This is a genomic window from Alteromonas mediterranea DE (assembly GCF_000020585.3).
Lineage (GTDB): Bacteria > Pseudomonadota > Gammaproteobacteria > Enterobacterales > Alteromonadaceae > Alteromonas > Alteromonas mediterranea.
In genome coordinates, this window is the sequence record NC_011138.3 from 2699520 (window position 1) to 2724551 (window position 25032).

General features: G+C 44.8%; 18 protein-coding genes and 2 pseudogenes. 5 read left to right on the forward strand and 15 right to left on the reverse strand.

The window, feature by feature from the left end; genetic code table 11:
* Nucleotides 1-88 precede the first annotated feature (88 nt).
* On the forward strand, nt 89-871 hold the full coding sequence (miaE, locus tag MADE_RS11995) for a tRNA isopentenyl-2-thiomethyl-A-37 hydroxylase MiaE (RefSeq protein ID WP_012518452.1): 783 nt from the start codon (nt 89-91) through the stop codon (nt 869-871).
* A 206-nt stretch (nt 872-1077) separates the two neighbouring features.
* Nucleotides 1078-1677 carry a Yip1 family protein gene (locus MADE_RS12000; protein WP_012518451.1) on the forward strand — a complete coding sequence of 200 codons (600 nt, stop codon included), beginning with the start codon at nt 1078-1080 and terminating at the stop codon, nt 1675-1677.
* 59 nt (nt 1678-1736) lie between these two features.
* On the opposite strand, the gene purF is transcribed toward MADE_RS12000, so the two are convergent.
* The 11 genes and pseudogenes from purF to MADE_RS12055 all read right to left on the reverse strand — a co-directional run bounded on the left by purF (nt 1737) and on the right by MADE_RS12055 (nt 16614).
* Nucleotides 1737-3260, reverse strand: a complete 1524-nt coding sequence (gene purF / locus MADE_RS12005; RefSeq protein WP_012518450.1) for an amidophosphoribosyltransferase — start codon at nt 3258-3260, stop codon at nt 1737-1739.
* 25 nt (nt 3261-3285) lie between these two features.
* Nucleotides 3286-3761: pseudogene (locus MADE_RS12010) on the reverse strand (CvpA family protein).
* Nucleotides 3762-3891: 130 nt separating this feature from the next.
* Complete coding sequence (locus MADE_RS12015; protein ID WP_012518831.1) at nt 3892-4503, reverse strand: SPOR domain-containing protein; 612 nt, start codon at nt 4501-4503, stop codon at nt 3892-3894.
* Between the two features lie 48 nt (nt 4504-4551).
* Nucleotides 4552-5883: a bifunctional tetrahydrofolate synthase/dihydrofolate synthase gene (gene folC / locus MADE_RS12020; RefSeq protein ID WP_012518832.1), complete on the reverse strand. Its 1332-nt coding sequence runs from the start codon at nt 5881-5883 to the stop codon at nt 4552-4554.
* On the reverse strand, nt 5883-6728 hold the full coding sequence (gene accD / locus MADE_RS12025) for an acetyl-CoA carboxylase, carboxyltransferase subunit beta (protein ID WP_012518833.1): 846 nt from the start codon (nt 6726-6728) through the stop codon (nt 5883-5885). The genes folC and accD overlap by 1 nt, the downstream gene beginning before the upstream one ends.
* Before the next feature lie 281 nt (nt 6729-7009).
* Nucleotides 7010-7822 carry a substrate-binding periplasmic protein gene (locus MADE_RS12030; protein ID WP_012518834.1) on the reverse strand — a complete coding sequence of 271 codons (813 nt, stop codon included), beginning with the start codon at nt 7820-7822 and terminating at the stop codon, nt 7010-7012.
* A gap of 46 nt (nt 7823-7868) precedes the next feature.
* Nucleotides 7869-8645, reverse strand: a pseudogene (gene truA, locus MADE_RS12035) (tRNA pseudouridine(38-40) synthase TruA); the annotation flags it as partial.
* 155 nt (nt 8646-8800) lie between these two features.
* On the reverse strand, nt 8801-12922 hold the full coding sequence (locus MADE_RS12040; RefSeq protein ID WP_012518836.1) for a FimV/HubP family polar landmark protein: 4122 nt from the start codon (nt 12920-12922) through the stop codon (nt 8801-8803).
* A 443-nt stretch (nt 12923-13365) separates the two neighbouring features.
* Entirely contained in the window at nt 13366-14382 is a 1017-nt protein-coding gene (locus MADE_RS12045; RefSeq protein ID WP_012518837.1) for an aspartate-semialdehyde dehydrogenase, read from the reverse strand.
* A gap of 29 nt (nt 14383-14411) precedes the next feature.
* Complete coding sequence (locus tag MADE_RS12050; RefSeq protein WP_012518838.1) at nt 14412-15620, reverse strand: 4-phosphoerythronate dehydrogenase; 1209 nt, start codon at nt 15618-15620, stop codon at nt 14412-14414.
* 238 nt (nt 15621-15858) lie between these two features.
* Nucleotides 15859-16614, reverse strand: coding sequence for a class II aldolase/adducin family protein (locus MADE_RS12055; RefSeq protein ID WP_012518839.1), 756 nt, complete (start codon nt 16612-16614; stop codon nt 15859-15861).
* A 176-nt stretch (nt 16615-16790) separates the two neighbouring features.
* Here MADE_RS12055 and MADE_RS12060 point away from each other — a divergent pair, with 176 nt between their 5' ends.
* Nucleotides 16791-17480 (forward strand): Crp/Fnr family transcriptional regulator, encoded by a 690-nt coding sequence (locus MADE_RS12060; protein WP_012518840.1) that lies wholly within the window; start codon nt 16791-16793, stop codon nt 17478-17480.
* 135 nt (nt 17481-17615) lie between these two features.
* Here MADE_RS12060 and MADE_RS12065 read toward each other — a convergent pair whose 3' ends face one another.
* Together MADE_RS12065 and MADE_RS12070 are read right to left on the reverse strand one after the other, a co-directional pair.
* Nucleotides 17616-17912 (reverse strand): type II toxin-antitoxin system RelE/ParE family toxin, encoded by a 297-nt coding sequence (locus tag MADE_RS12065; RefSeq protein ID WP_012518841.1) that lies wholly within the window; start codon nt 17910-17912, stop codon nt 17616-17618.
* Nucleotides 17909-18139 (reverse strand): type II toxin-antitoxin system ParD family antitoxin, encoded by a 231-nt coding sequence (locus tag MADE_RS12070; RefSeq protein ID WP_012518842.1) that lies wholly within the window; start codon nt 18137-18139, stop codon nt 17909-17911. Before MADE_RS12070 ends, MADE_RS12065 begins: the two co-directional genes overlap by 4 nt.
* A 483-nt stretch (nt 18140-18622) precedes the next feature.
* Between MADE_RS12070 and MADE_RS12075 the strand changes: the two genes are divergently transcribed.
* On the forward strand, nt 18623-20344 hold the full coding sequence (locus MADE_RS12075; protein ID WP_012518843.1) for a serine hydrolase domain-containing protein: 1722 nt from the start codon (nt 18623-18625) through the stop codon (nt 20342-20344).
* A gap of 116 nt (nt 20345-20460) precedes the next feature.
* On the opposite strand, the gene fabB is transcribed toward MADE_RS12075, so the two are convergent.
* Nucleotides 20461-21675, reverse strand: a complete 1215-nt coding sequence (gene fabB, locus MADE_RS12080) for a beta-ketoacyl-ACP synthase I (RefSeq protein ID WP_012518844.1) — start codon at nt 21673-21675, stop codon at nt 20461-20463.
* Between the two features lie 293 nt (nt 21676-21968).
* The gene (locus tag MADE_RS12085; RefSeq protein ID WP_012518845.1) at nt 21969-23534 is read right to left on the reverse strand and encodes an AMP-binding protein; all 1566 of its coding nucleotides are present in this window, start codon (nt 23532-23534) and stop codon (nt 21969-21971) included.
* Between the two features lie 223 nt (nt 23535-23757).
* Here MADE_RS12085 and MADE_RS12090 point away from each other — a divergent pair, with 223 nt between their 5' ends.
* Complete coding sequence (locus tag MADE_RS12090) at nt 23758-25032, forward strand: Kelch repeat-containing protein (RefSeq protein ID WP_015067535.1); 1275 nt, start codon at nt 23758-23760, stop codon at nt 25030-25032.

Below are 25032 nucleotides of genomic sequence, written 5' to 3' on the forward strand. Positions count from 1 at the left end.
TGAACATAGGTTTGCCGAAACGAATCACGGCAGTATGCCAAATTCATAAGTATCTGAAAATCTGTAGCACTTTAAACCGAGCTCCCACATGTCTGTAATTTCTCCTTCTGAAGTAACGTCTCTTCTTTCACCCGTCAATGCGTTTTTACATTGCGAGACCCCGCAGTCGTGGATAAATGAAGCACAAAAAGAAGAAAACTTACGGGTTATTCTTACTGATCACTTAATTTGTGAGCTTAAAGCGGCACAATCGGCCATGTACCTGTTACGCCGCTATGTGGCCGACGAGGAAACCAGTAAAGTACTACTGGGGTGGCTTAAGCCTTATGAAGATTTCACGTATCGCCATGAAGGCGATTGGCAATCCCTAAACACTAAGCACCTTTCAAAAAGTGTGTTCAATGTAGAAGGCCTCGACCCGTTCAAAAAAGACATGCTCGATAAAATGGTAATGCTGATAAAAGAAGAGCTACATCATTTTTATCAAGTGCTAGAAATTATGCACGAGCTAGGTTTCGAATATAAATCGGTGACATCTAGCCGTTATGCCAACGGCTTACTCCGTCACGTACGCACTTACGAACCAGAAAAACTTGTCGACAAGCTCATTTGTGGTGCCTATATCGAAGCGCGCTCATGCGAGCGTTTTGCCAAGCTAGCCCCGCATGTTTCCGAAGACTTAGGTAAGTTTTATGTGTCACTGCTGCGCTCAGAGGCACGCCATTTCGAAGATTATTTAACCTTAGCCAGTCAGATATCTAAAACCGACATCAGCGAGCGCATTAACCACTTTGGCAGCGTAGAAAAATCATTGATTGAAAGCGACGATAATGAACTGCGCTTCCATTCAGGTGCACCAGACTTTACTTAACAGGCTTGCCTCGTTCATAAATCAACCAATTTATATTGACGGCTTTGCGTTTCTGCTGCACACTCGATTTGTAAATGTATTGTTAATGGCAGTTTTTTAGCGCTTTGCGCTGTGTCCGTGAGTATTCGAATTTACGGCTTATTCGTGTGTTTCACTGCCTCACAACAATATTCTTAAAATAACGTTGGTGAACAAGGCAGGACTTTATGATTTTGAATCATTTAATTGGTATTTACACTCATCCCAGAGAAGAGTGGCAAACCATTGATACCAAGCACGAAACCTATTTCTACGCGCTTACCCATATTGCTTTTATAGCGCTCATTCCTTCACTCGTTGCTTACTATTCAAGTGCTCACACCGGTTGGAGCATTGGAGCTGGCGACGTAATAAGACTAAGCGAAAATACCGCTATTATGATGGGTATAGGCATGTACTTCGGCTTAATTGGCGGTGTAGTCGCCCTAGCCGTCCTCATTCATGAGTTAGCGAAAGCATTTGACGCTACGCCAACTTATACCCAATCTTTAGAGCTTGCCGCGTATACCGCAACGCCACTTTTCATGGTGGGTTTTGCCGGTCTTTACCCCGAGCTATGGGTTGTGATGACAGCATTATTAGTAGGCATCAGCTATTCGGTGTACCTACTGTATTCAGGCGTTCCCATTTTGATGCACATGCCAGAGGACAAAGGGTTTATTTATTCAAGCTCGGTGGTAACTTGTGGTTTAGTGCTGCTTGTTATTCTTATGACAGGGTCAGTTCTGCTGTGGGGCGTAACTGGCGGGCCAGTATTTGTTCACTAATACCTGTAAAAAAGCCGCTTCTTAAAGCGGCTTTTCTTTATTAGGCATATCAACTGTAATTAGTCTGCTGCGTCAATGTTGTGTACATCAAGATTACTTAGCTCAGCCTGAACAACAGGCGCATTTCGCGACTGCTCCCCGCGCGACATGTCGATGCGCTCAAGGTACTCTTGGTCAATGTCGGCAGTGATGTAGTTGCCATCAAAAACAGACGTTTCAAAGCGTTGTATTGATTCATTTTCTTCACGAACTGCTTCAACCAAGTCAGAAATGTCTTGGAAAATGAGCCCATCCGCCTGAATAAGCTCGGCAATTTGATCGATTTCACGGCCGTAGGCAATAAGTTCGTTAGCCGAAGGCATATCGATACCGTATACGTTCGGGAAGCGAATTTCTGGTGCAGCTGATGCGAAGTACACTTTCTTCGCGCCAGATTCTCTGGCCATTTCAATAATTTGCCCTGATGTTGTGCCACGAACGATAGAGTCATCGACAAGTAATACGCTTTTGCCTTTAAATTCAGATGAAATGGCGTTCAGCTTACGGCGTACTGATTTCTTACGCATGGTTTGGCCAGGCATAATAAATGTACGCCCTATATAGCGGTTTTTAACAAAGCCTTGGCGATACGGCAGCTCTAGTGTATTCGCAATTTGAAGCGCGACGTCCATGGATGTTTCAGGAATAGGAATAACCACGTCGATATCGAGGTCAGCCCACTCACGTTTTATTTTCTCACCAAGTTTACGACCCATGTTTACACGTGACGCATAAACTGAGATACCGTCAATAAAGCTATCTGGACGTGCAAAGTAAACAAACTCAAAGATACAAGGTGAAGTGACTGGGTTTTCAGCACACTGTCTGGTGTGTAGCTGACCTTCTTCGGTAATAAATACCGCTTCACCCGGCATAACGTCACGTACAAACTGAAAGCCTACCGCATCAAGTGCAACGCTTTCAGAGGCGACCATCCATTCTTCACCCAGTTCGCTCATACGCTTGCCCAGCGCTAATGGGCGAATACCGTGCGGGTCGCGAAACGCCACAATACCTTGACCAATAATGGCAGCCACTACGGCATAGGCACCACGTATTTTCTTATGAACTTTAGTTACCACTTCAAATATGTGTTCAGCACTTACGCTTAAACCCGCTACCTGCTGAAGCTCATGAGCAAGAATGTTTAGTAGAAGCTCTGAATCTGAGGTGGTATTGATATGGCGACGAGCAATGCGGAAAACTTCTTCTTGAAGCTCATGGGCGTTAGTAAGGTTACCGTTATGCGCAAAGGCAATACCAAACGGCGAGTTCACATAAAACGGCTGGGCTTCAGCTGAACTTGATGTACCGGCAGTTGGGTAGCGTACATGACCAATTCCCATATTGCCCGATAGCCTTTTCATATGACGCGTATGAAAAACATCCCGAACCAAGCCATTTGCCTTACGCAAATTAAACATATTTTGGTCGATAGTCATTATGCCTGCGGCATCCTGTCCACGGTGCTGAATAACCGTTAGACCGTCGTACAGTGACTGAGCTACGGGCGTTTTACCAACTATTCCGACTATACCACACATGTGCGTTACCTATTTCAAGCGGGATTTAAAAACTGGAGGAGTCTTTCACATAACTGAAAACCACTCAATAATGACACCAAACTCTGGGATGAGTACCGACGCTTGCCACCACGCTGCAGTGGCTGCACTAGTAAAGGTATCCATGAAAAAGAGCAATGCGCTAACAATAAGCACGCCACGCAATGCGCCAAAAACTATACCTAGGGCTCTGTCTGTACCAGACAGCCCGGTGGCCAGTACCAGCTGGCTAATTACATAATTGATCATACCGCCCAAAATGAGCGTTGCGACAAATAGCGCGGCAATGGCAGCGCCATTTTTTAGATACGGATCGTCAATGGCCGTGAAGTAAACGGCGAGGTCAGCGTAGAAATTGCTTGAAATAAAGAGTGCAGCAAACCATACCACTAATGAGATGGCTTCTTTAACAAACCCTCTAATAAGGCTTATTAAGGTAGATACCGCAATGATACCCAGTATGGAAAAGTCTACCCAGTTCATCGTCTCTTTATTGCGTTGATGTTGCTTTCAGTTGTGAAGCAACGAGCCTTTGGCGAGATGGCGCGCATTCTAACAGAAGATAGAAATATTACTAGTCTGTAATGCTAATCGTCACACTAAAGCTAAGGAGCTACTCCACTTTAAACGTGGTGACTTTACCTTTAAGGCTCGTGAGTTCTTTTAAATGTGGCAACGCTGATTCAAGCTTCTTTTTATCTAGGTCAGGGCCAACAAAAACCTTGTTAAGTGGCCCCGAGTTTGTTTGGATTTTACGGCTAAACGCGCGATAGCCTGCTTTTTCCAGCTTAGCTAGTAGCGCCTTAACATTTTTTTCGTGGCGGAAACTTCCAAGTTGAATTACCCAACCCGCATCGTCGTCGGCCGTAGCACTTTTCGTATCGACAACGGTTTGACTAGCAAGCTTATCTTCTTCAATAACTTTCGTTTGTGGCGATTTCGCTACGTTTGCCTTCGAGCTTTCAGACAACTGAGCCTGTGCGGGCTCATCGTCAATTGCCTTTTCGTCTTCTAGTTTTACAGCAGGAACCGCCGCTTTTGCCACCCGCTCAGAAGGAAAAGGTTCAGGATCTACAATTGGTTTCTTGGGAGGGTTAGCAGGGACAGAGGCGAAAGGCTCTCTGTTAGTTTGCTTTTTGCCATCAAGAAAGTCTGGTAAAAAAATGACCGCTAAAGCAACGACGATAATCGTTCCTACCAGTCTATTCTTTAATGCCGATGTCACTGTGCTCTCCTGCTTGAATACACGTATTTTTACTCTACAAAGACCGTGTTAGTTTTGCTCAGCAAGCACGTCTGCTACGGTAACAAAAGAACCAAAAACGAGAATAAGTTCACCGGTTTGATAATCTGCAAGCGCGCGTTGATATGCCGAGGTCACGGTTTGAAACGTCTCTATATTCTCTATGGTTGTGCCGGCATTAACAAGTGCATTTTCAAGTACTTCTGCCTCACACCCTCTCGGGCCACTTGTGGATGCTACATACCAATCAGCATTCAGCGCTGCTAAAGGGGCCAATGTTTCCGCTATAGACTTATCTTTAAGCATGCCTACCACAATACGCATCTTGCTTACATCGTATCGGTTTAGCCAGTTTTGCATCTCAGCCGTTGCTTGTGGATTATGCGCTACATCTACAACCACTAATGGCGACTCGCTAATGGTTTCCTGTCGTCCTGGCATAGTGGTGTTTTTAATAATATCTCGAACCACTTGCTCTTCAGGCAGTAACTCTAGCAATTCTAATGCGGCAAGCGCAGTGCTTGCGTTTTGAAGTGGGATCTTTGGATAAGGTAACGATGCATAGCTGCTGTTTTTTCCTTTCCAGCTCCACTCGCTATAATCACTTGCTACTACAGTAACGAAGTCTTGTGTTGCCCAGCGTACATTCGCCTGTAGCTCGTTTACCACATCGTAAAGCGAAGATGGCGGGAATAAATCGCCCACCACCGCATTACCGTTTTTACGCATAATGCCTGCTTTTTCTCGGGCAATCTTTTCACGGGTATTGCCTAGCCAATCTTGATGGTCAAGGTCGATAGTAGTGATGATGGCCAAATCTGGGTGGATAATGTTGGTCGCATCGAGTCGCCCGCCAAGCCCTACTTCTAGAATAACCACATCCACTTCCCACGACTGCATCATTTTCATTGCCGCTAAGGTGCCGAATTCAAAATAGGTTAAGGTGATGGGGTCGCCTTCCGTTTCCTTTCGCGACTTTTCAACAAACTCGAAAGCTTTAACGAACTCATTCGCTGGCGGTAACTCACCATTATAACGAACCCGTTCTCGATAATCGGTTAAATGGGGCGAACTGTATACCGCAACACTTTTTCCTTGCGACAGCATAGCTTGCTCGAGCAAACGACACGTGGTGCCTTTACCGTTAGTACCAGCTACCGTAATAACAAGCGATTGCGATAAAGAAAGCGCCATAGACTGCGCTACAGCTTTAACTCTGTCTAGCCCCATATCAATGGCACTAGGATGAATAGATTCGAGGTAGGATAACCACTGGCCCAGGCTTTTTTGCGTATTTGAAGACAATGTGCCCTCGTTTGCGTTTGGCGCCGAGCCAGCTTTTAGATTGTTTTCGTTATTCACTAATTCTTATAATGCAACTTAACCAACAGGCTGTGTAATCTATCACGCATATCTCTGCGGTCAACAATCATATCAATTGCGCCCTTCTCAACAAGGAATTCACTGCGCTGGAAACCTTCAGGCAGTTTTTCTCTTACCGTTTGTTCAATTACGCGAGGGCCAGCAAAACCAATAAGCGCTTTTGGCTCTGCCACGTTGATATCACCAAGCATAGCTAAGCTTGCAGAAACACCACCCATTGTAGGGTCTGTTAAAACTGAGATGTAAGGCAGACCTTTTTTACTCATTTTGGCCAAGGCTGCTGAAGTTTTTGCCATTTGCATTAGTGACATGAGGGCTTCTTGCATACGCGCGCCACCACTTGCACTAAAACAAATAAGCGGCATGTCGTTTTCTAAACACGCATTTACTGCGGCAACAAAACGCGCACCGACAACCGAGGCCATTGACCCACCCATAAAGGCGAACTCGAAGCAGGCAACTACAACTGGCATGCCTTTAAGCTTACCCTGCATGACCACTAGTGCGTCTTTCTCGTTAGTGGATTTTTGCGCAGCTACTATACGGTCTTTGTAGCGCTTTGAGTCTTTAAATTTGAGTACGTCTTGAGGTTCGTGCTCGGCACCGAGTTCTACGCGATCGCCGTCGTCTAGGAACGCATCAATGCGGCGGCGTGCTGTAATTCGCATGTGGTGATCACACTTAGGGCAAACTTCCTGAAGTTTTTCCAGTTCGCTTTTATACAGCACAGCTTGGCACGAACCACATTTTGTCCAAATACCCTCAGGTACATTACCTTTGTGCGATGTTTGCGTGCGAGGAAGAATTTTTTGAATCCAGCTCATGGAAATTGAATCCTTTGTTTTTGTTTGCCGACCGTGACGATTAATATTTGTTCATACTTGTGGTCAACAACACATTAAATTTTTAAGTTTCATACTGTATTACAAAGAAAAAATGCGTAACACAATAGAACAGCTACCTAATATAGCGCGCTATTAGACCACAATACAACGAAATGGAAAAAACAAAACTGGTCTTAGAAGTTAGCAGTCGACATAAGTAATGCTAACCGCTGTTAGCTTTTACTTAAATTATCACTTGCGAGATTCATAGAATGCTGGTTTCACCGAGCACCGTGACATTTAACTTTTGGAAACTGATTAACCCCTGAATGACGTTCTAGCGATAGTTGCCTTTGTCCGCTTTCGACAAAATGCTTCAGTGCGCTATCTATTTTATTTTTGAGAGAGTTTGAATCAGAACGAATAACAAACACTAAATGAGCCCGACTAACAACGTTAGGTGACTGATAGAATTCCGAAGAGCAAAACGTCTTGTTAAACATAACAGCACGCGCATTATGCTCATTCATTATCGCAAAGTCACAGCGCCCTTTCGACATCATCATAGCCATTGTAAATTGGCTACTTGAGTCAACCCTCTGAATATTGACTTCTTTTCTCTCAAAGTACTGCTGTAAAACGGGATAAGTAAAGCCGTATCTAGTACAAATACTAGAAGATAAGTTTTCCTCAGGTACAAATGGCCCTTCAAAATTTGAAGTTGAGTAGATATAGCTGTCATGCTTTATCAACTCTTCGCTAAACAGAAAGTCGTTCGGTTTACTTATCCAACTTTCAGAAGATAAAAACAAATCTATCGATGATGACTTTAATAAATCTTCGCTTCTAGCACGATTCGAGTCTAAATAAACGATACGAAACTGATTCGCTAGCTCATCCGAGTTAAAAAAATCGACGACTATGCCTTCATAGCGTTTTGAATTCTCATCATAATATAAATAAGGGGCAGCGCCTGGTGTGTTAACCGCGAAGCGTACGCTAGAGATTTTATCTTTTATATCGGCACCACACTCTAATGCCGTTAAACACAGTAATAAACCAAAAATTCTTGATAATAATTGAAACGTGGTCACACGACTTCCTTGTATACGTCGACGGTGCTATGTGCAATCTGGCANGAAACAGCGGCCCNAAAGGCCCTTTAGGCAGGTTATGCTCTTCAGGGTAAGTTACGTCTACCAGGTACAAACCGTTTGGCTTCGCCGTGGCTGCAGATTTGCTTCTATCTTTTAAACTTAACAGGTGAGCAATCCAGTTTACATCTTGCTCCCCTGCCCCAATTTCAACAAGCGCGCCAGTGATATTGCGAACCATGTGATGCAGGAAAGCATTGGCACGGATATCTATAATCACATAGCGACCTTGGCGGTACACGCCTACATTGGTAACGTTGCGAAACGGCGTTTTACTTTGGCATAGCGCGGCGCGAAACGACGTAAAATCCTGCTCACCCAATAGTGCTTGAGCAGCAAGGTGCATTTTTTTTTCGTCTAATTCGCGATGAATGTGGGTAACGCCCGAACTGAGTATGGCGGGGCGCATTTTGGCGTTGTGGATAACATAGCGATAGCGGCGATGGGTAGCTGAAAAACGTGCGTGGAAATCATCAGCCACATTTTTTGCCCATGTAACGGCAACAGAGTTTGGTAAATTAGCATTTACACCTAACGTCCATGCACGCTCTGACCGTGGTGCGTCACAGTTAAAGTGAACAACTTGGCCAGTGGCGTGAACACCTGCATCAGTGCGTCCAGCGCATTGCACCTCAATAGGCTCATTGGCCACCGTTGATAATGCTTTCTCAAGATGCTCTTGAACACTGGGTACCTCCCGCTGGCGTTGCCAACCGTAAACAGCAGCCCCATCGTATTCAATCCCTAAGGCAATTCGCCCCATGTCTGTGTTACCCCTTCGCTAAAAAGGCGCTAAGTGTAGTCATCTCATTAGCAACTTGCAACGACGTGACTACCTAAAAGCCCCATATAAAAAGACCGGTATACCGTAAAAGTAAACAGGCCGATATTCATTAATTTTTTAAAAACTATTGTCCGCTATACGATTTTAGCCAGTATGGACTCCGCTTCCTGCTTTTGCTCTTCACTACCCTCTTTTATTACTTCGTCAAGTAACTCTTTTGCCGCTTCCACATCTTCCATTTCTATATAAGCTCGCGCCAAATCAAGGTTAGCGTTCTGACCTGCGTCTTTATCAATATCAATAACAGTATCCTCATCAGATACGCCTGTGAAATCAGATAAACTCACGTCAAGGTCTAGCATTTGGCTGTCTGGGTCTATTGTATTTCCATCATCACCGTCATCCATTAACGATTCTACGTCTAGAAAATCTTCAGGTGGCGTTTGCGAATCACCTTCACTTTCTCCGTCACTTAATAATGCCGCTAGGTCTAAGTCAGGGTTATCAAGCTTCAGGTCGTTCTCTTGCGTTTCAGAGCTTTGTGCTTCTTCTGACAGCGGCCCATCGGGCTCGACCTCAGATGGCGTGGCGATATCTAAATCAACGTCATCTGGAATAGCAAGATCATCTAACTCGTCTGTGTCGTTCTCAAGCTCGAAGGTGTCTTCGGCTTCGTCATCTTGCTCTAGCGCGAAGGTATCTTCGGCCTCATCATCTTGCTCAAGCTCAAAGGTATCTTCAGCCTCGTTATCTTGCTCTAGCCCGAAGGTGTCTTCGGCTTCGTCATCTTGCTCTAGCGCGAAGGTATCTTCGGCCTCATCATCTTGCTCAAGCTCGAAGGTATCTTCAGCCTCGTTATCTTGCTTTGGCTCAGAATCCGTGGATTCATCTTCATCATCAATATCAGCAGGTTCAGCTAAACCGTCCGACTCAAGACTTTGAAGTAATTCATCAAACTCTGCGCTATCTAAATCGTCCAGTATTTCATTGTCGTCCACCGAATCGTCATCGTCTGAACCAGTTAACCAATCATCAAGGCCTGGTACATCGTCAAGCTCGTTAAACTCGCTTTGTTTACTATCCTGAACGCTATTTTCATCAATTGGGTTTTCTTCGTCTGAACTTGCAGCAGCAGGAGTTTCTTCATCTATTGAAAGCGCATCATCTTCGACACTTTCTTCTGATTGTGGCGCTTCATCGTCAACAACACCATCAACTTCCTGTTCAAGTTCAAAACTGTCTATGTCATCAAACGCCGCATCTAACAAACTATCGTCATATTCATCCTTATCGGAAGACGGCTCATCTTCGATAGGCGTATCTTGTTGTGAGGTACTCTCTTGCGCTGAGCTAGTATCTTCTTCGTCAACAGCATCAGTATCCATCTGACTAAACGATGGAATATCATCCATCATTTCTCTTTCAAACGCTTCAATAGCATCATCTAGTGGATCGCCAGATGTTTCACCTTGTTCCTGCGCTGGCTCTAACTCTGCTTCTTCATCTGCGGCCTCGCCTGCTGATTCGTCTTCTTCGAGCATTGGCTCTAGCTCTACTTCATCACCTGCGACTCCGCCTGCTGATTCGTCTTCTTCAAGCGCTGGCTCTAACTCTGCTTCTTCATCTGCGGCCTCGCCTGCTGATTCGTCTTCTTCGAGCGCAGGCTCTAACTCTGCTGCTTCATCTGCGGCCTCGCCTGCTGATTCGTCTTCTTCGAGCGCAGGCTCTAGCTCTACTTCATCACCTGCGGCTTCGTCGCTGTCCTGTACTGCGTCTGATTCGAGTTCCGCCAATAATTCGTCGGTTAGTAGGTCTACATCTTCGCTACTTTTCGACTCTTCCGCTTCCAGTTCCGCGAGTAGTTCGTCAGTTAATGGGTCGCTAAAGTCTGCTTCATTATCTTCGCTGCCTTCATTGTCTTCACTTTCGGTACTTTCGGCATTGTCCGTATCTACACCGTCTGAAATGTCTATACTTTCGTCATCAGACTCAGGACTAACCTCAGGCTCTTCTTCTAATTCAGCTTCAAGTTCAGCAAGTAATTCATCGGTAAATGGGTCTTCGAATTCACCATCATCGCTTTCAGACATTGGTTCCGACACATCCGAAGGGGCGCTTTCTTCTGACGGGGCGTCAGACGTAAGAGGCTGTTTTTCCGCTGAAGGCTGTTTTTCCGCTAAAGGCTGTTTTTCCGCTAAAGGCTCTTCACCATCCGGTTCAGCAGCTTCATCCTCGGCCTGTAGCTCTGCAATAAGATCGTCGGATAGTGGGTCGCTAAAATCAGCATCCAACTCTATCTCGTCACTATCAATTATCTCATCGCTATCAAATTCATCTAAATCATCAGTGATAGCGTCAAGGCTTTGAATAGACTGCGGCGAAGGAGACGTTGTCGTTATTTCTTCATCAAAATCGTCATCTTCATCATCGTCACCGAGACCGCCCATCATCTCTATCTGCTCAATTTCATTAAGCAAATCGTCGGTTATTTTGTCTATTTCTTTGTTCTGCTGATTAATCTCGTCATCAAGCTTACTCAGCATATCCTCGTTAATGAGGTCATCATTACTATCTAATTCATCGGTAAGCCCCGCGTCAACGCCATGCTCTTCTAGCAAGTCGTCAATACTTATCTCGGGCTTATCATCCTCATCTTCCACACTCGGAAGCGAGGTTAGGCTTTCGCTTTCTTCTTTATCATCAACGTCGTTTTCAACCTCTTCCACAGAGCTTGCTAGTAACGCGTCAATATCATCTTCATCAACGTTACCTGATTCAGATGCTTCATTGACCTCATTTAAAATCTCATCAGGGTCTATATCATCGACATCCGCCAGTTCGTCGGTATCTGGCTCATTCGCTTCTTGGCTCTGCACATCGTCGAGTAAGTCATCGATATCGAAGTCTTCAACGTCATCGCTTGCTAATTCATCGTCAGATTCGCTTGATTCCTGCTCGCTACTGTCGTCGCCGCTCTCTTCGAAAACATCGTCATCGCCTGATAAGTCGAAACCTTCTAGGTCATCATCATCGTTATCATTTAAGACTTTATCTGATAAGTCATCGTCATCGAACAGGCTGTCTAACTCACTTTGGTCCAACTCGTCGTCACCGGCCTCAAATAGATCGTCGCCGCCATCATCTGGCACCAACATGTCGTCTTCAAGGTCTGCAAACGTTTCAAGTTCGTCATCCAAGCTTTCCTCTAAATCAGATGTCAGTACGTCATCAAGTAAATCATCGTCGTTAAATAAATCATCGTCTGACAACTCTGCGTTATCGTCTAAATCTGGCGCAAGAGCACTTGAAAGATCGCCGATATCCGCGTCAGGCACAGGTACATCATCACTTTCGGAAGTAATCGTAGGGCCGGGCGAAGGTTCTTCTTCCGGTTTGCTATTGCGTTTCAATAGCCACATGATTAAGCCACCCACGAGCAATAGCGAGAGCAGCGCCGAACCGGTTATTAAACTAATTGGGCTAGTTAGTGCTGAAAGAAAAGATGACTGCTTCTCTGCTTCGCGCTGTGCTTGCTCGGCCTTAATCATATCCAGCAACTCTTGCTGCAGCGCTACCTGCATATCAAGCTGTGATTTTACGTCGCCTTCAACTTGCCCTCGTAGTGATTCTAGCTCCCCATTCACTGCTTCAACGCGCTCGTACAGCCGTCTGTTTTCGTTAAGAATGGCTTCTACGTTTTCCAATGAAGCAGCAAATTGCATACGCAACTCATCGAATTGACGTGTTTGCTCTGCATCTAAACGGGTTATCTTCTGCTCAATGTCAGTTTGTGTTTGGGTAAGGTCTTGCTGATTAACTAAAGGAGACGCCGGTTTAATGTTTTTGACACTGCTGCCAGGCTGGTTAAGCATTTCTGCAAATGCCCTATCGTCCTGTTCAGCGCGCATTTGGGCTTTTTGCTTATCAATACGAGCTATGTAGCGTTCTGATGGCAGCTTCAAAACAGCACCATCAACCAATAGGTTTAAATTGCCGTTTTCAAAAGCGTTGGGGTTAAGTTCATAAATGGCAGCCATCACCTGATAAACACTCAGGTTATTATTCTGGCGGTAACGCTCGGCAATTCGCCACAGAGTGTCGTTGGCATCTATAGGGCCATATTCCAACCCTGAAAATTGGTCGGTAGCGTCCTTAGGACCTTTTAGAAAGGTAACACGTTCCTGTGCATCTACAGTAATAATAGGGCCAGACAAACATAGTGTGAGTAAAAGTAAGCCCGTCAAATGCAATTTCATAGCAGTCCTATATGCCCTCAAGCGTCTTTACCACCCGTGACCTGTGGGCGGATTTTTTAGCCAATCAGTACTGAAGAAAATATTGGCTTTTATTTTTATTCTGAAGCCACCTTGTCGTGTTTCTCATCAAGTTGGCGTTTAACAGTTGTTATGACCTTGGCGGTAAGATTTTTTTGCGCTTTTAAGTGTTCTTACACTTTGCCTAAGTGTCTGACTGTCTATTGTTTTTTAACGTTGTTTTGTTCCTAACTTTACAAACTATAAACCAGTTATCAAGGGTGATCTAGTTTGACGACAGTATTGCCTTACTATGCCCCTTAAGTTAACCGTCTATGTTACTTCAATAACATCCCTTTCATTGCGTATCGGCAAGCACAGAAAAATATTTACCTTTTCCTGTGCTTAGCCGAACAAGCGGCTAAAAAATTAACCGCTTTTACTAACTATAGATAGTCGCGAATCAAGGTCTCTGCGATTTGAATGCTGTTTGTCGCTGCGCCTTTACGGATGTTGTCAGAAACAACCCATAGGTTTAAACCACATGGATGGCTAATATCGTTGCGAATTCTTCCAACGTGCACGATATCATTGCCGCTCGCGCTGCTTACCTGAGTAGGAAACTGCTCGTTTCCGTCATAAACAGTAACGCCGGGAGCATCAGCTAATAGCTCTTTGACATGCTGCGCATCAATGGGTGAGCTAGTTTCTAAATGGATTGCCTCAGCGTGCCCATAAAACACGGGTACACGTACCGCTGTCGCGTTCACCAAAATACTTTGATCGCCCATTATCTTCTGCGTTTCCCACACCATTTTCATTTCTTCTTTGGTGTAGTCGTTGTCTTGGAAGACATCGATTTGAGGGATAACGTTAAACGCAATCTGACGGCTGAACGCTTCATTTTTAACTTCTCGAGCGTTTAGCAAGCCAGCGGTTTGTTTAGCCAGTTCTTCCATTGCTTCTTTGCCAGCACCCGATACTGATTGATAGGTACAGACGTTAATGCGGTCGATACCTACAGCATCTTGAATAGGCTTTAACGCAACCATCATTTGAATGGTCGAGCAGTTAGGGTTGGCAATAATGTTTCTATTGCGAAATTCTGCCAGTGCATGCGCGTTAACTTCTGGCACTACAAGAGGGATATCTGGCTCGTAACGAAACTCTGAAGTATTGTCGATAACGATACAGCCTTCCTCTGCGGCTAGCGGGGCAAATTTTGCAGAAATACTGCCACCCGCTGAGAAAAAGCCGAACTGCACTAATGACCAATCGAAGTCATCAGCATCTAACACTTCAATGTCTTCGCCTTTAAACGATACGGTACTACCAGCTGAACGTTTACTGGCAAGCGGATACAAACGGTTTACCGGAAAGTCTCGCTCTTCTAATAGTTCAATCATGGTTTGGCCCACTAAACCTGTGGCGCCAAGTACCGCGACGTCAAACGCTTGCGACATAATGCTTTATGCTCCTAATTTATATATAACTAAACCAAGCTTACCTGAAAGCCAAGCTCGGTGAATGTGTTTTGAATTTGCTTACTGGTGTTCTGTGGCAAGTGTAACGCATAGGCGCTGCACTCGCGACGCACTCTGTATTGCTTGCGCAGTGCCGAGAACGTATTCGCAATGTGTGCGTCTGGCGTTTCATCATGGCCCGACGTTAACGCAAATGCGTTTCGCGTTATCTCATCGTCTATGGCAACGTCATACACATTGTGGAATACGGCAATGAGATCATCAACCGACAACCGCGTTGCCTCGGGCGAATTTAACGCAGCTTTGATCGGGTTGGTCTTCTCTAAAAAGTCGCTAAGCGCTTTGTTTGGTGCTGTACCCACTACCTCACAAATTTGTTCGTAAATCATTTGCGTACCGCGAACTTTGCCTTCTACAGAATGACCCGCAATATGTGGCGTAACAAACCAAACATAATCAAATAGTGCTGTGTTTATGGCAGGTTCATTATCGAATACATCGAGTACTACCGTTGGCGATTTTTCCCCTTGAAGTACGCTAAGCAGTGCTGCTTCATCGATAACCTCGCCTCGGCATGCATTGATAAGCAGTTGGTTTGACGTTAATCCTTCCAGAAATGTCTTGTCGATCATCTGATAGGTGGGATAATCGCCGCCTTTAATAAAAGGCACGTGAAGCGAAATAACGTCGCACTGTGCTATTTGTGCTAAATCTACAAATGACTGCCCGTTATGCTTCGTTTTACCAGTACCGGCTAACGCTTGCTGTAGCGGAGGGTCGTACAAGCAGTGTTCAATGCCAACTGCCGTTAAAATACGTGATAGTGCAGTCCCCACATTACCAGCGCCTACTATTCCCACTGTCGCATTATATAAATCAAGCTTTTGGGCTTTTTGCGCGTGCAGCAAAGCACTCAACACGTATTCGGCAACCGCTACGGCATTACAGCCTGCTGCACTGCTATGCATAATACCCACGCTATCTAAATGCGTTTTATCTAGATGATTTATCCCCGCCGTTGCCGTAGTAACAAACTTGAGCTTGCTAGCGCTGATCAGCAGTTCAGGGGTAACCTTGGTGGTAGAACGTAGCGCAAGAATATCTACATCGCGCAGCATTTCAGGCACAAGAGATTGCCATGCATAGGTTTCAACCTCACCTACGCTATTAAGGTAATCGGTGCCAAACGGAATGGTATCTTCAAGAAGTATTTTCATGGCGCTAAGTGTACCTTAACTTAGGCTTTTAGTAACCCAGCGCCCTTGATTTATCTTGTCGGTGATTCGTTTAATTTACGTCATTTTGATGCACGTTTGGCCGCAACATTAAAGAGACGGCCGAAGTTCATACAATCCTTTAAAACGGGAACGCTTAGAGCAAACCGCTTTAGCTCACGTTTTTTGTCCACTTCATCCGTTGCGATCATCGTATTAGATAACGTTAAACTTCACGCCGTTACTTGTCATATCCAGGGAAACGGCGTTCAACGCGTCGTTTAATACCCGGCCATGCTAACGAACCACCAGCCTGCCGGGTGACTTGATCGGCCTGCATTCGAATGCCATCTAGAATTGCCGAATGAATTGGAATAAGCGGTTTGCCTGTGGCCTGCGCTTTTAACTGAATTTCACAGGCGCGCTGCATAATAAACATAAACAAGAATGCATCGGGAATATTGTCTGCACAGGTTAAAAGCCCGTGATTGCGCAAAATCATAAATTGGGTATCGCCAAGGTCGCGAACCAATCGCACTTTTTCTTCTGGGTTTAGCGCCACGCCTTCGTAGGCATGATAGGAAAGCGACGCCAGCGGAAAAAGCGACTGTTGCGAGTATGGCTGCAACCCTTCTTCTAAAATGGATACCGCCACACCTTCTGCTGTGTGCAAATGCAACACACATTTTGCATCGTCTCTAGCCTCATGTACAGCGCTATGAATAGTAAAACCTGCTGGGTTAATGTCGTACTCACTTTCCATTACCTTGTTACCGTGAAGATCAACTTTAACCAAGCTTGATGCAGTAACTTCATCAAACATTAAACCGTAAGGATTAATCAAGAAATGATGGTCAGGCCCAGGAACACGGGCAGAAATATGGGTGAAAATAAGGTCGTCCCAACCATACATAGCAACTGCGCGATAACATGCGGCAAGGTCAACACGGGTTTGCCATTCTTCACTGCTAACTTTCGACTTTACTGAATCTGTCATAGCTTTACTCTTTTAATGTACAAATTAATTTCATTTGAGGCGGGAGAGCCCTAGGTGGAAGGCTCGCTACCTTGAGCGTTTCAATAAAACTTCCACTTACTTTTTCTTACCGCCTACATTACGCGCAGTAATTGCTATACACTGTCGGATATACGACATTGTAAGAAATTTGTTAAATGGAAAAATTTAAACCTGTTCTCGCTAGCTCTACATGGTTCGGCGCGCTTCCACCCTATTTGCAGGAAGCCATGTTCGACAAGATGCGTCTAAAACACCTAAAAGCTGGGCAGCAACTGCATGCCAAAGGTGAAGACGGTGTCGGTTTTTATGGGGTATGCGAGGGCCGTTTAAGAGTTGTTACAGTGGGCGTAGATGGTCGAGAGATGCTATTTGCGCTACTGGGCCCCGGCACCTGGTTTGGTGAGATATCGATGTTTGACGACCTCCCTCGTACTCACGACAACTTCTGCGAGACAAATTGCACCGTGGCGATTATTCAAAAGAACGCGTTTAAAGCACTGCTTGAGCAATATCCTGAACTCTACCCGCATTTTACTCGCCTTTTATGCACACGGGTGCGCAGTGCTTTTCAGTTTATTGACTCGAGCGCAGGGCTTAGCCTTAAGCACCAACTGGTAAAACGGCTTTTAATGCTTACCACCAGCTACGGTCAGCACTTACCAAGAAACAATGCGATTACCCTCACCCTTTCGCAAGAGTCTTTAGCGCAAATGATAAACAGCAGCAGGCAAACGGTTAATCAGCTTTTAGGTGAGCTTGAAAGTGAAGGTTTACTGAAACGGCATTATGGGAAAATCACTATTCCCGAGCCAGAAACTCTGTTTAGTCGTTACCAGTTTAATTGACCGAAATAATTAGCGGAATCGCTCATTTACTGTAGTGATTGTTGCTCGAAATAAATGAGCAGACATTTAATGAGTAATTTGTTTCTCTATTTGACTTGGCACTTTCGCCGCATTACTAGGTCTTTCCTGAGAGTTTCAATCGGATAGATGCATAGAGTATTTCATTTGTTGATGAAGCACCCTAATGACGAAAATACCATCATCGACTTTTTTATAGAAGACCATGTGCCTATGAACTGGCAGTTGAAAGTAAGTCTTTCTGATATCCTCTGCTGAAGTACCGATACTAGGGTTTTCCGCCAAAATAACGAGAGCTTCGTGTAGGGCAACAAGATAGGCTTCAGCTTGAGTTACGCCATGAATATTGGCTGAATAATCGTAAATCACGGAGATATCTTCCTCTGCTTTATTAGAGAGGGTATATTTATTCATTCTGAGGCTCGGGTTTTCTTAGCTTGAATAATATCTAAAACATTCTTATCACTTTTCCCACTCAATTCACCTTCTATGAGAGCTAAGCTAATTGCCTCTCGCTCACTCTGATTGCGACGTACTAAATCGCGAATATAATCACTAGCATTAGCAAATTTGCCAGTTTTTACTTGTTCATCAATCCACGTACGCATTTCGTCAGGAAGCGACACATTTAAAGTTGCCATTGTCTATTTCCGAATGTTCACCACCCTCAAATTATGGCAGATATTGGCAAAGACTGCCAATGAAGTGATAAAAGTTTGGCTTAACAGGTGGCTCCAGAGCACTTCGTTAAACGACTAGTTTAGCGCCACTCGAAACACTGCACTTAATCAAAATCCGACCTTCTGCTTCACGTACACGTCGGCCCCTCAAAATCACTGGCTTCAAAAGACAAAAAGTGGCCTAACACTCAAATCAGCCATGACCGGTATCGAGCAATCTTATGTTGTTTGAGAAGTAGCAAGTAGCAAGTAGCAAGTAGCAAGTAGCAAGTAGCAAGTAGCGCAAGGATTGCGTAAAAGCAGCTGTCGAACAAAAATCGTGTGTTATATTTGAGTCACTGCCTTATTATGCGGTTTAATAGCTTTTGCGTTTTTCTACAGCGTATTGACGTTTGCTCTTCGTCGGAAAAAATTGAAAATAAGTGATAACAAGGAATCGTTAAAATGCCTAATCTTGCAGCGCGTCTAGTCATTAGTTTACTACTATTGATTGGTTTAAGCGCCTGCCAACCATCTTCAAAACCTGAAAAGCCTCTTAATGGCCCTTCACAACAAACACTCGAGTTTGACCGGCTATTTACCCAATTCGATGATATTAATAAGCCAGGGGCCTCAGTTGCAGTAATGCAGGATGGAGAGATTATATTTTCAAAAGGTTATGGCAGCGCAAACCTAGAATACGATATACCTGTTACGCCAGAAACTATGTTTCACGTTGCATCTGTATCGAAGCAATTTACCGTATTCGCCATTCTTCTACTTGCTGAAGAAGGTAAGTTAAATTTCGATGATGACATACGACAATACATTCCAGAAGTACCGGATTTTGGTCACACTATAACCTTACGACACTTAGCATCACATACAAGCGGCATGCGTGATCAATGGAATTTGTTGCGTATGGCTGGTTGGCGATTAGATGACGTAATCACTACCGAACACGTACTAAAAATGGTAGCAAAACAGAAAGAGCTAAACTTCAAACCGGGAGAAGAGTTTCTGTACTCAAATACCGGGTTCACACTATTAGCAGAGGTTGTTGCACGTGTTAGTGGTAAATCTTTTGCTCAATTCACACAGGAAAGGCTGTTCACGCCATTGAATATGAGTAACAGCTTGTTTTACGACGACCATCAAAAGATCGTTAGCAATAGGGCCTACTCATACGAACGCAGCGGCAATGGTTACAAAAAAAGTGTGCTGAACTTTTCAAATGTAGGTGCAACAAGTTTGTTTACGACAGCAGAAGATCTGCTGAAATGGTCGGCTAATTTCACCGAACCGACTGTGGGTAGCCCTGCCGTAATCGAGCAAATGAATACCCTTGCGTCCTTAAACAACGGAGAAACATTTGGTGGTGCATATGGGCAATTTATTAGCTACTACAAAGGTACCAAATATATTCAGCATAGCGGCGGAGACGCAGGATTTCGTTCGTATTTGGCTCGATTTCCTAAACAAAATTTAGCAATAGCAATATTGAATAATGGCGCAGATGCAAGACCTTGGGAATTGGCTCTGCAAATTGCTGACAGGCTTATAAAGAAAAACAACCCTCCCCCTCAGAACGCGATTGCTGACGCATTTCTGGAGTCAATCTCACCTAAACAAATATCTGATTCTCTTGAGTTAAGTGAAGACATACTAAATGCCTTTGTGGGTCACTATTGGTATGAACCAGAAACGTACTCACGAGAGATATATTTAGAAAACGGTAAATTAATGTATTCAAGGGGCCAAGACGACGTAAGCGCCCTCGCTCCTATCAGCAAAAACACATTCAAGATGCTGAATGTAGAGGGAGAGATTTATGTTAAATTTACTAAAAATGACGAGAAAAGCTTAATGACAGTGAAAGTAGACAATGTCGATACGTATGTGTCGGTTGCCTATACACCAGTCAAAATAACCAAAACCTGGTTATCGCAATTCGCCGGCAGTTACTTCAGCCCTGAACTTTCTTCCACTTATCACTTTTCACCAGAAAATAAACAGCTGAAAATTTCTCATCACCGTCTAAGCGACCATTATATTGCGCCAGTCAAAGATGACTTTTTTAGCTCACAAATTGGCGATATCCTATTTGAGCGTGATGTTCACGGCAAGGTGAATGGCTTTAGGATATCTAACGGTCGTGTTCGCAATCTTTACTTTAGAAAGCTATAGATAACACCAATAAAAAAGGGCATAAACACAAACACTCGTGGTGTTCGGGTTTACGCCCTTTTTGTTTTCAAGCTTCTTAAATGAAGCTAAAAACTTATTAGTTCTAACGGTTTTGCTTAACCATTATAACGCTGCATAACCAGCGTTGCGTTAGTGCCGCCGAAGCCAAAGCTATTTGACATCACTGTGTTCAGCGTTGCTTCACGTGCTTGGGTAACAATATCTAAGCCTTGTGCCGCGTCGTCCAGCGTGTCTATGTTAATTGATGGCGCGATAAAGTTATTTTCCATCATTAACAAGCTATAAATAGCTTCGTTTACACCCGCTGCGCCCAGTGCGTGGCCCGTTAATGATTTGGTTGCACTAATAGGTACGCCCGCTTGGCCAAACACTTCTTGAATCGCCGCAAGTTCTTTCACATCGCCTACAGGCGTAGACGTGCCGTGGGTGTTCAAGTAATCGATTGGAGCATCGATATTTTGCATCGCCATCTTCATACAGCGAATTGCGCCTTCACCCGATGGTGCAACCATGTCGAAGCCATCTGATGTAGCACCGTAACCTACTACTTCACCGTAGATTTTTGCACCGCGTGCTAGTGCGTGCTCAAGTTCTTCAACAACGACCATACCGCCGCCGCCAGAGCTTACAAAGCCATCGCGTGCTGCGTCATAAGTACGTGATGCAACCGCTGGGTTGTCATTATATTTCGAGCTTAGCGCGCCCATCGCGTCGAATTGGCTTGATAGTGACCAATGTAGCTCTTCACCGCCACCGGCGAATACTACGTCTTGCTTACCAAGTTGAATAAGCTCTAGTGCGTTACCTATACAGTGGGCACTGGTGGCACACGCAGAGGCAATTGAATAGTTCACGCCGCGAATTTTAAACGGTGTCGCTAAGCAAGCTGATACCGTCGAAGCCATACAGCGAGGCACCATGTAGGGGCCCACACGCTTAACGCCTTTTTCGCGAAGAATATCCGCAGAAAGCACTTGGTTTTCAGAAGACGCGCCACCTGAGCCAGCAATAATACCTGTACGCTCGTTTGAAATATCGCTTTCTTCTAGTCCAGAGTCTGCAATGGCTTGCTGCATTGCCACGTATGCATAGCCTGCTGCATCGCCCATAAAACGCATTGCTTTACGGTCGATGTGCTCTTTTAAATCGATTTCGATGTCGCCCCAAACTTGGCTGCGAAGGCCCATTTCGGCGAACTGTTCTGAAAATGTAATTCCAGACTTACCCGCTTTAAGTGAAGCAAGTACGTCTTCTTTATTTACGCCGATGCTTGATACGATACCAAGACCGGTGATAACTGCTCTTCTCATAGTTTACCCTTTGCGTTGTTGCGGCTTATGGTAACGATTTTGAATGGTAAAGTGGTCTGCTCTGCCAATAACCAAGCTCAAGTTAGCCAAACTTCAGCGTCGCAGTACCTGTTTCAATTCTGGGCTTAAGTGTACAAACAGGTGGTTTACCACTTCCCTTCTTTTTCGTTTTTACCGTCTTTGTCTAAGCTTACCTATTAGGAATAAGTCCAATGTAGCACGAATGCACAGGGTCATGACCAGCGTTAATTTATACCTTCACAAAACCTTCAAAATAGCTTTAGTGGTTTCTTTTATTGACTAAATTGAGCTCTAAGTTTGTTCTTAAATATTTTACCCGTATCTTCTCTGGGCAGAGCATCGAGTATTTGCAACATTTTAGGCCACTTGAACCGCGCTAGCTTGCCACCTAAATACCCGTGTAGGGTATCAATAGAAAGCGTATTGCCGGGTGAGCATTGAACAGCCACCACGACTTTTTCGCCATACTCAGCATCAGACACACCGAATACCGCACAGTCTGCAACCTCAGGCATTTCTATGATGACGCTTTCTATTTCAGCAGGAAATATATTGGCGCCACCTGAGATGATCATGTCTTTTTTCCTATCACAAATATATAAGTAGCCATCTTCGTCCACATAACCCATATCGCCTAATGTCGTGAATTCACCAACATGTAAGTCACTCGGCGTGCCCGTAGTATTGGTATATTTGAATGGCGCGAACATAGAAAGATGCGCGTATATAACGCCAACGTCCCCTACTTCACAAGCCTCTTTATTGTCGCTCAGTATTTTAAGTGCTGCACCGGGAATGGGCTTGCCCACAGAATTAGGCTTCTCTAATGCCTCTTGAGATGAAATTAAGGTCATAAAGCCTAATTCGCTAGCGCCGTAAGACTCATAGAAAATTGGACCAAACCAGTTAATCATTGCTTCTTTCACGTCGCCTGGCAGTGCAGACCCCGTTGATAAGGCAAAACGCAAGCTTGAGGTGTCGTATTTGCTTCTTATCGACTCGGGCAGTTTAAGTAGCCTCACCATCATAGTGGGAACAATATAAGCGTGAGTCAGTTTAAACCGCTCTATGTCCTGTAAAAAGCGTTCGGGGTCGAATTGAGGCTCAATGTATACATCAATATTACCCGCTGCCAGACAGCAGAGCGTAAGCGCGTGTGGTGCACTGTGATAAAGTGGTGCCGAGACGAAAAAGCGATCACCTATTGATAGCTGCATTAATGCTTCAGACAGCCCCTTAAATATCAAATACGGGTCTGGCCGCGTTAGGTCTTCATCTCGCTTAATACCTTTAGGTTTTCCGGTACTGCCAGATGTGTAGGGAAACATGCCTTTAAAACGTTTTGGCGGTTTACTGTGCCGCTTTGCGTTTGGGGCAGCTAATAGCGTATCAAAGCACTGGTACTGTTCCCCAGCTTTCGGCTCGGATGCTAACAGTGAATTATCTGTAAGATGATAGCGCTCTAAAATGCTTTTTGGCGTTTTAATCGTGTATATCGCTGACAAGGTGGGAACGAGTGACAATGGTTTGAGGTCATTCTCACCCTTTAGTAAATCGCGATGAGCGAACAGCACTTTAGCACCGCAGTCGTCCAGAATAGGCACAAGTTCGACAATAGGGCTGTGCCAATTAAGTAAAACATAGCGCGAGCCCACATATCGACATGCCTCTACTATTTCGAATATGTCGACGTGGTTTCGCATAAAAATGGCTACCACATCGTTATCGCACACACCTTGCTCAGCAAGTGCATGCGCGATGATACGTGCACGTTCATCCATTTCGTCTCTAGTGCGTTTGCAAATGCTTTGACCACATTGGTGAAACACGCCCGCCATATCTTCTCCCTGAACAATCTTCAATAGACCTACGGTCAAACTTAACAAATTATTTACAACAACAATCAAATAAACGTATTGTTTTTACTGATAGATTGTTATTTGCAGAAGCAATAAGAAAAGAAGAGTTTTAAACAGGTACAAACTTTTGCGGAAAAACAAAAAGGTGACAGGTAGAATACGCGGCCAAACGTTCGAAATTTAGATAAAACTGAAGATTGCTGTGTTATTAAAAAAGCCAAGAAACATTGCTCTACGCATTTTCCTAAGTGCGGTGCCCCGACTTTCTTTCGTGGTGGCTGCCTTTATCATTGCTTCTGCAGCGACTGTCTCAGCAACAGCTGCGCCTATCGCCCTCCCCGCGCTACCAGAGCCAGTTTCAAACAATGCCGTAGCTTCTGTCACCATAGACGACACACAATATGTATTTAGTTTTATGGGACTGGGTAAAGGTAAAACCCATAACGATGTTCACAACCGTGCTTGGCAGCTTGTTATCAACAACAACGATAAACCTTTGCAGTGGCAAGCCCTTCCCCCAGTTCCATCCAGCCTTGCGCTAAAAGGCCGCTTGGCATCCGTAGCCGTGGGTGTTAAAGACAGCGTTTATATTTTTGGCGGCTACACGGTGGATGAACATCACAATGAAATTAGTACGCCAGATGTTTATAAATATTCGCCCACAACTGGGGAATATACGCTTTTGGCGCCTATGCCCGTCCCTGTTGATGATGCAACTGCACTGGTTTACCAAGACCGTTACGTGTACTTAGTTTCTGGCTGGCACAACGATGGCAACGTAAATCTTGTGCAGGCCTACGATACGCAAACCGGTCAATGGCAACAGGCGAGCCCATTCTTAGGTAATCCGGTATTCGGGCACGCTGGCGGCATCGTTAATAACACTATGGTAATTTGTGACGGCGTATCGGTAACACCGCACAGCGATAAACGCCGCAGCTTTGCTGCTGAAACCGCCTGCTTTAAAGGTGTAATTGATAAGCAAAACCCTTTGAAAATTGATTGGCGCACACTTGACCATCCAACGGGTACTGCGCGCTATCGCATGGCCGCAGCGGGCGATGAGGCCACCAATAAAATCTATTTTGTGGGTGGCTCGACTAACCCCTACAACTACAATGGCATTGGCTATAACGGCGAGCCTTCAAATGCGGATAGCGCAATTTGGACCTTTGATATTGCAGAAGAAACCTGGGTTATATCAAAAACAGAAGCTGTAGCGCCTACCATGGATCACCGCGGATTAATCGACATTAACGGTACATGGGTCACCATTGGCGGTATGCTTGGCGCACAGCGCGTTACTAGTAAAGTCACCTCGCACTTTTCAGCACTCGCAGAGGCGTCTTGTTCACTAACACAACAAACTAGCTCTGACGTTTCAAGTCAATCGTCGGATGGGCAAGCTGATGAACGAGTAAAAACAACCCCCAATTTAGAGTGCCAACACCAAAACAACATAAACGGAGAAAAATAA

Coding starts and splice junctions, on each gene's coding strand:
- miaE (WP_012518452.1), top strand. CDS start 89: ATGTCTGTAATTTCTCCTTCTGAAGTAACGTCTCTTCTTTCACCCGTC.
- MADE_RS12000 (WP_012518451.1), top strand. CDS start 1,078: ATGATTTTGAATCATTTAATTGGTATTTACACTCATCCCAGAGAAGAG.
- purF (WP_012518450.1), bottom strand. CDS start 3,260: ATGTGTGGTATAGTCGGAATAGTTGGTAAAACGCCCGTAGCTCAGTCA.
- accD (WP_012518833.1), bottom strand. CDS start 6,728: ATGAGCTGGATTCAAAAAATTCTTCCTCGCACGCAAACATCGCACAAA.
- MADE_RS12040 (WP_012518836.1), bottom strand. CDS start 12,922: ATGAAATTGCATTTGACGGGCTTACTTTTACTCACACTATGTTTGTCT.
- MADE_RS12045 (WP_012518837.1), bottom strand. CDS start 14,382: ATGTCGCAAGCGTTTGACGTCGCGGTACTTGGCGCCACAGGTTTAGTG.
- MADE_RS12050 (WP_012518838.1), bottom strand. CDS start 15,620: ATGAAAATACTTCTTGAAGATACCATTCCGTTTGGCACCGATTACCTT.
- MADE_RS12055 (WP_012518839.1), bottom strand. CDS start 16,614: ATGACAGATTCAGTAAAGTCGAAAGTTAGCAGTGAAGAATGGCAAACC.
- MADE_RS12060 (WP_012518840.1), top strand. CDS start 16,791: ATGGAAAAATTTAAACCTGTTCTCGCTAGCTCTACATGGTTCGGCGCG.
- MADE_RS12065 (WP_012518841.1), bottom strand. CDS start 17,912: ATGAATAAATATACCCTCTCTAATAAAGCAGAGGAAGATATCTCCGTG.
- MADE_RS12070 (WP_012518842.1), bottom strand. CDS start 18,139: ATGGCAACTTTAAATGTGTCGCTTCCTGACGAAATGCGTACGTGGATT.
- MADE_RS12075 (WP_012518843.1), top strand. CDS start 18,623: ATGCCTAATCTTGCAGCGCGTCTAGTCATTAGTTTACTACTATTGATT.
- fabB (WP_012518844.1), bottom strand. CDS start 21,675: ATGAGAAGAGCAGTTATCACCGGTCTTGGTATCGTATCAAGCATCGGC.
- MADE_RS12085 (WP_012518845.1), bottom strand. CDS start 23,534: ATGGCGGGCGTGTTTCACCAATGTGGTCAAAGCATTTGCAAACGCACT.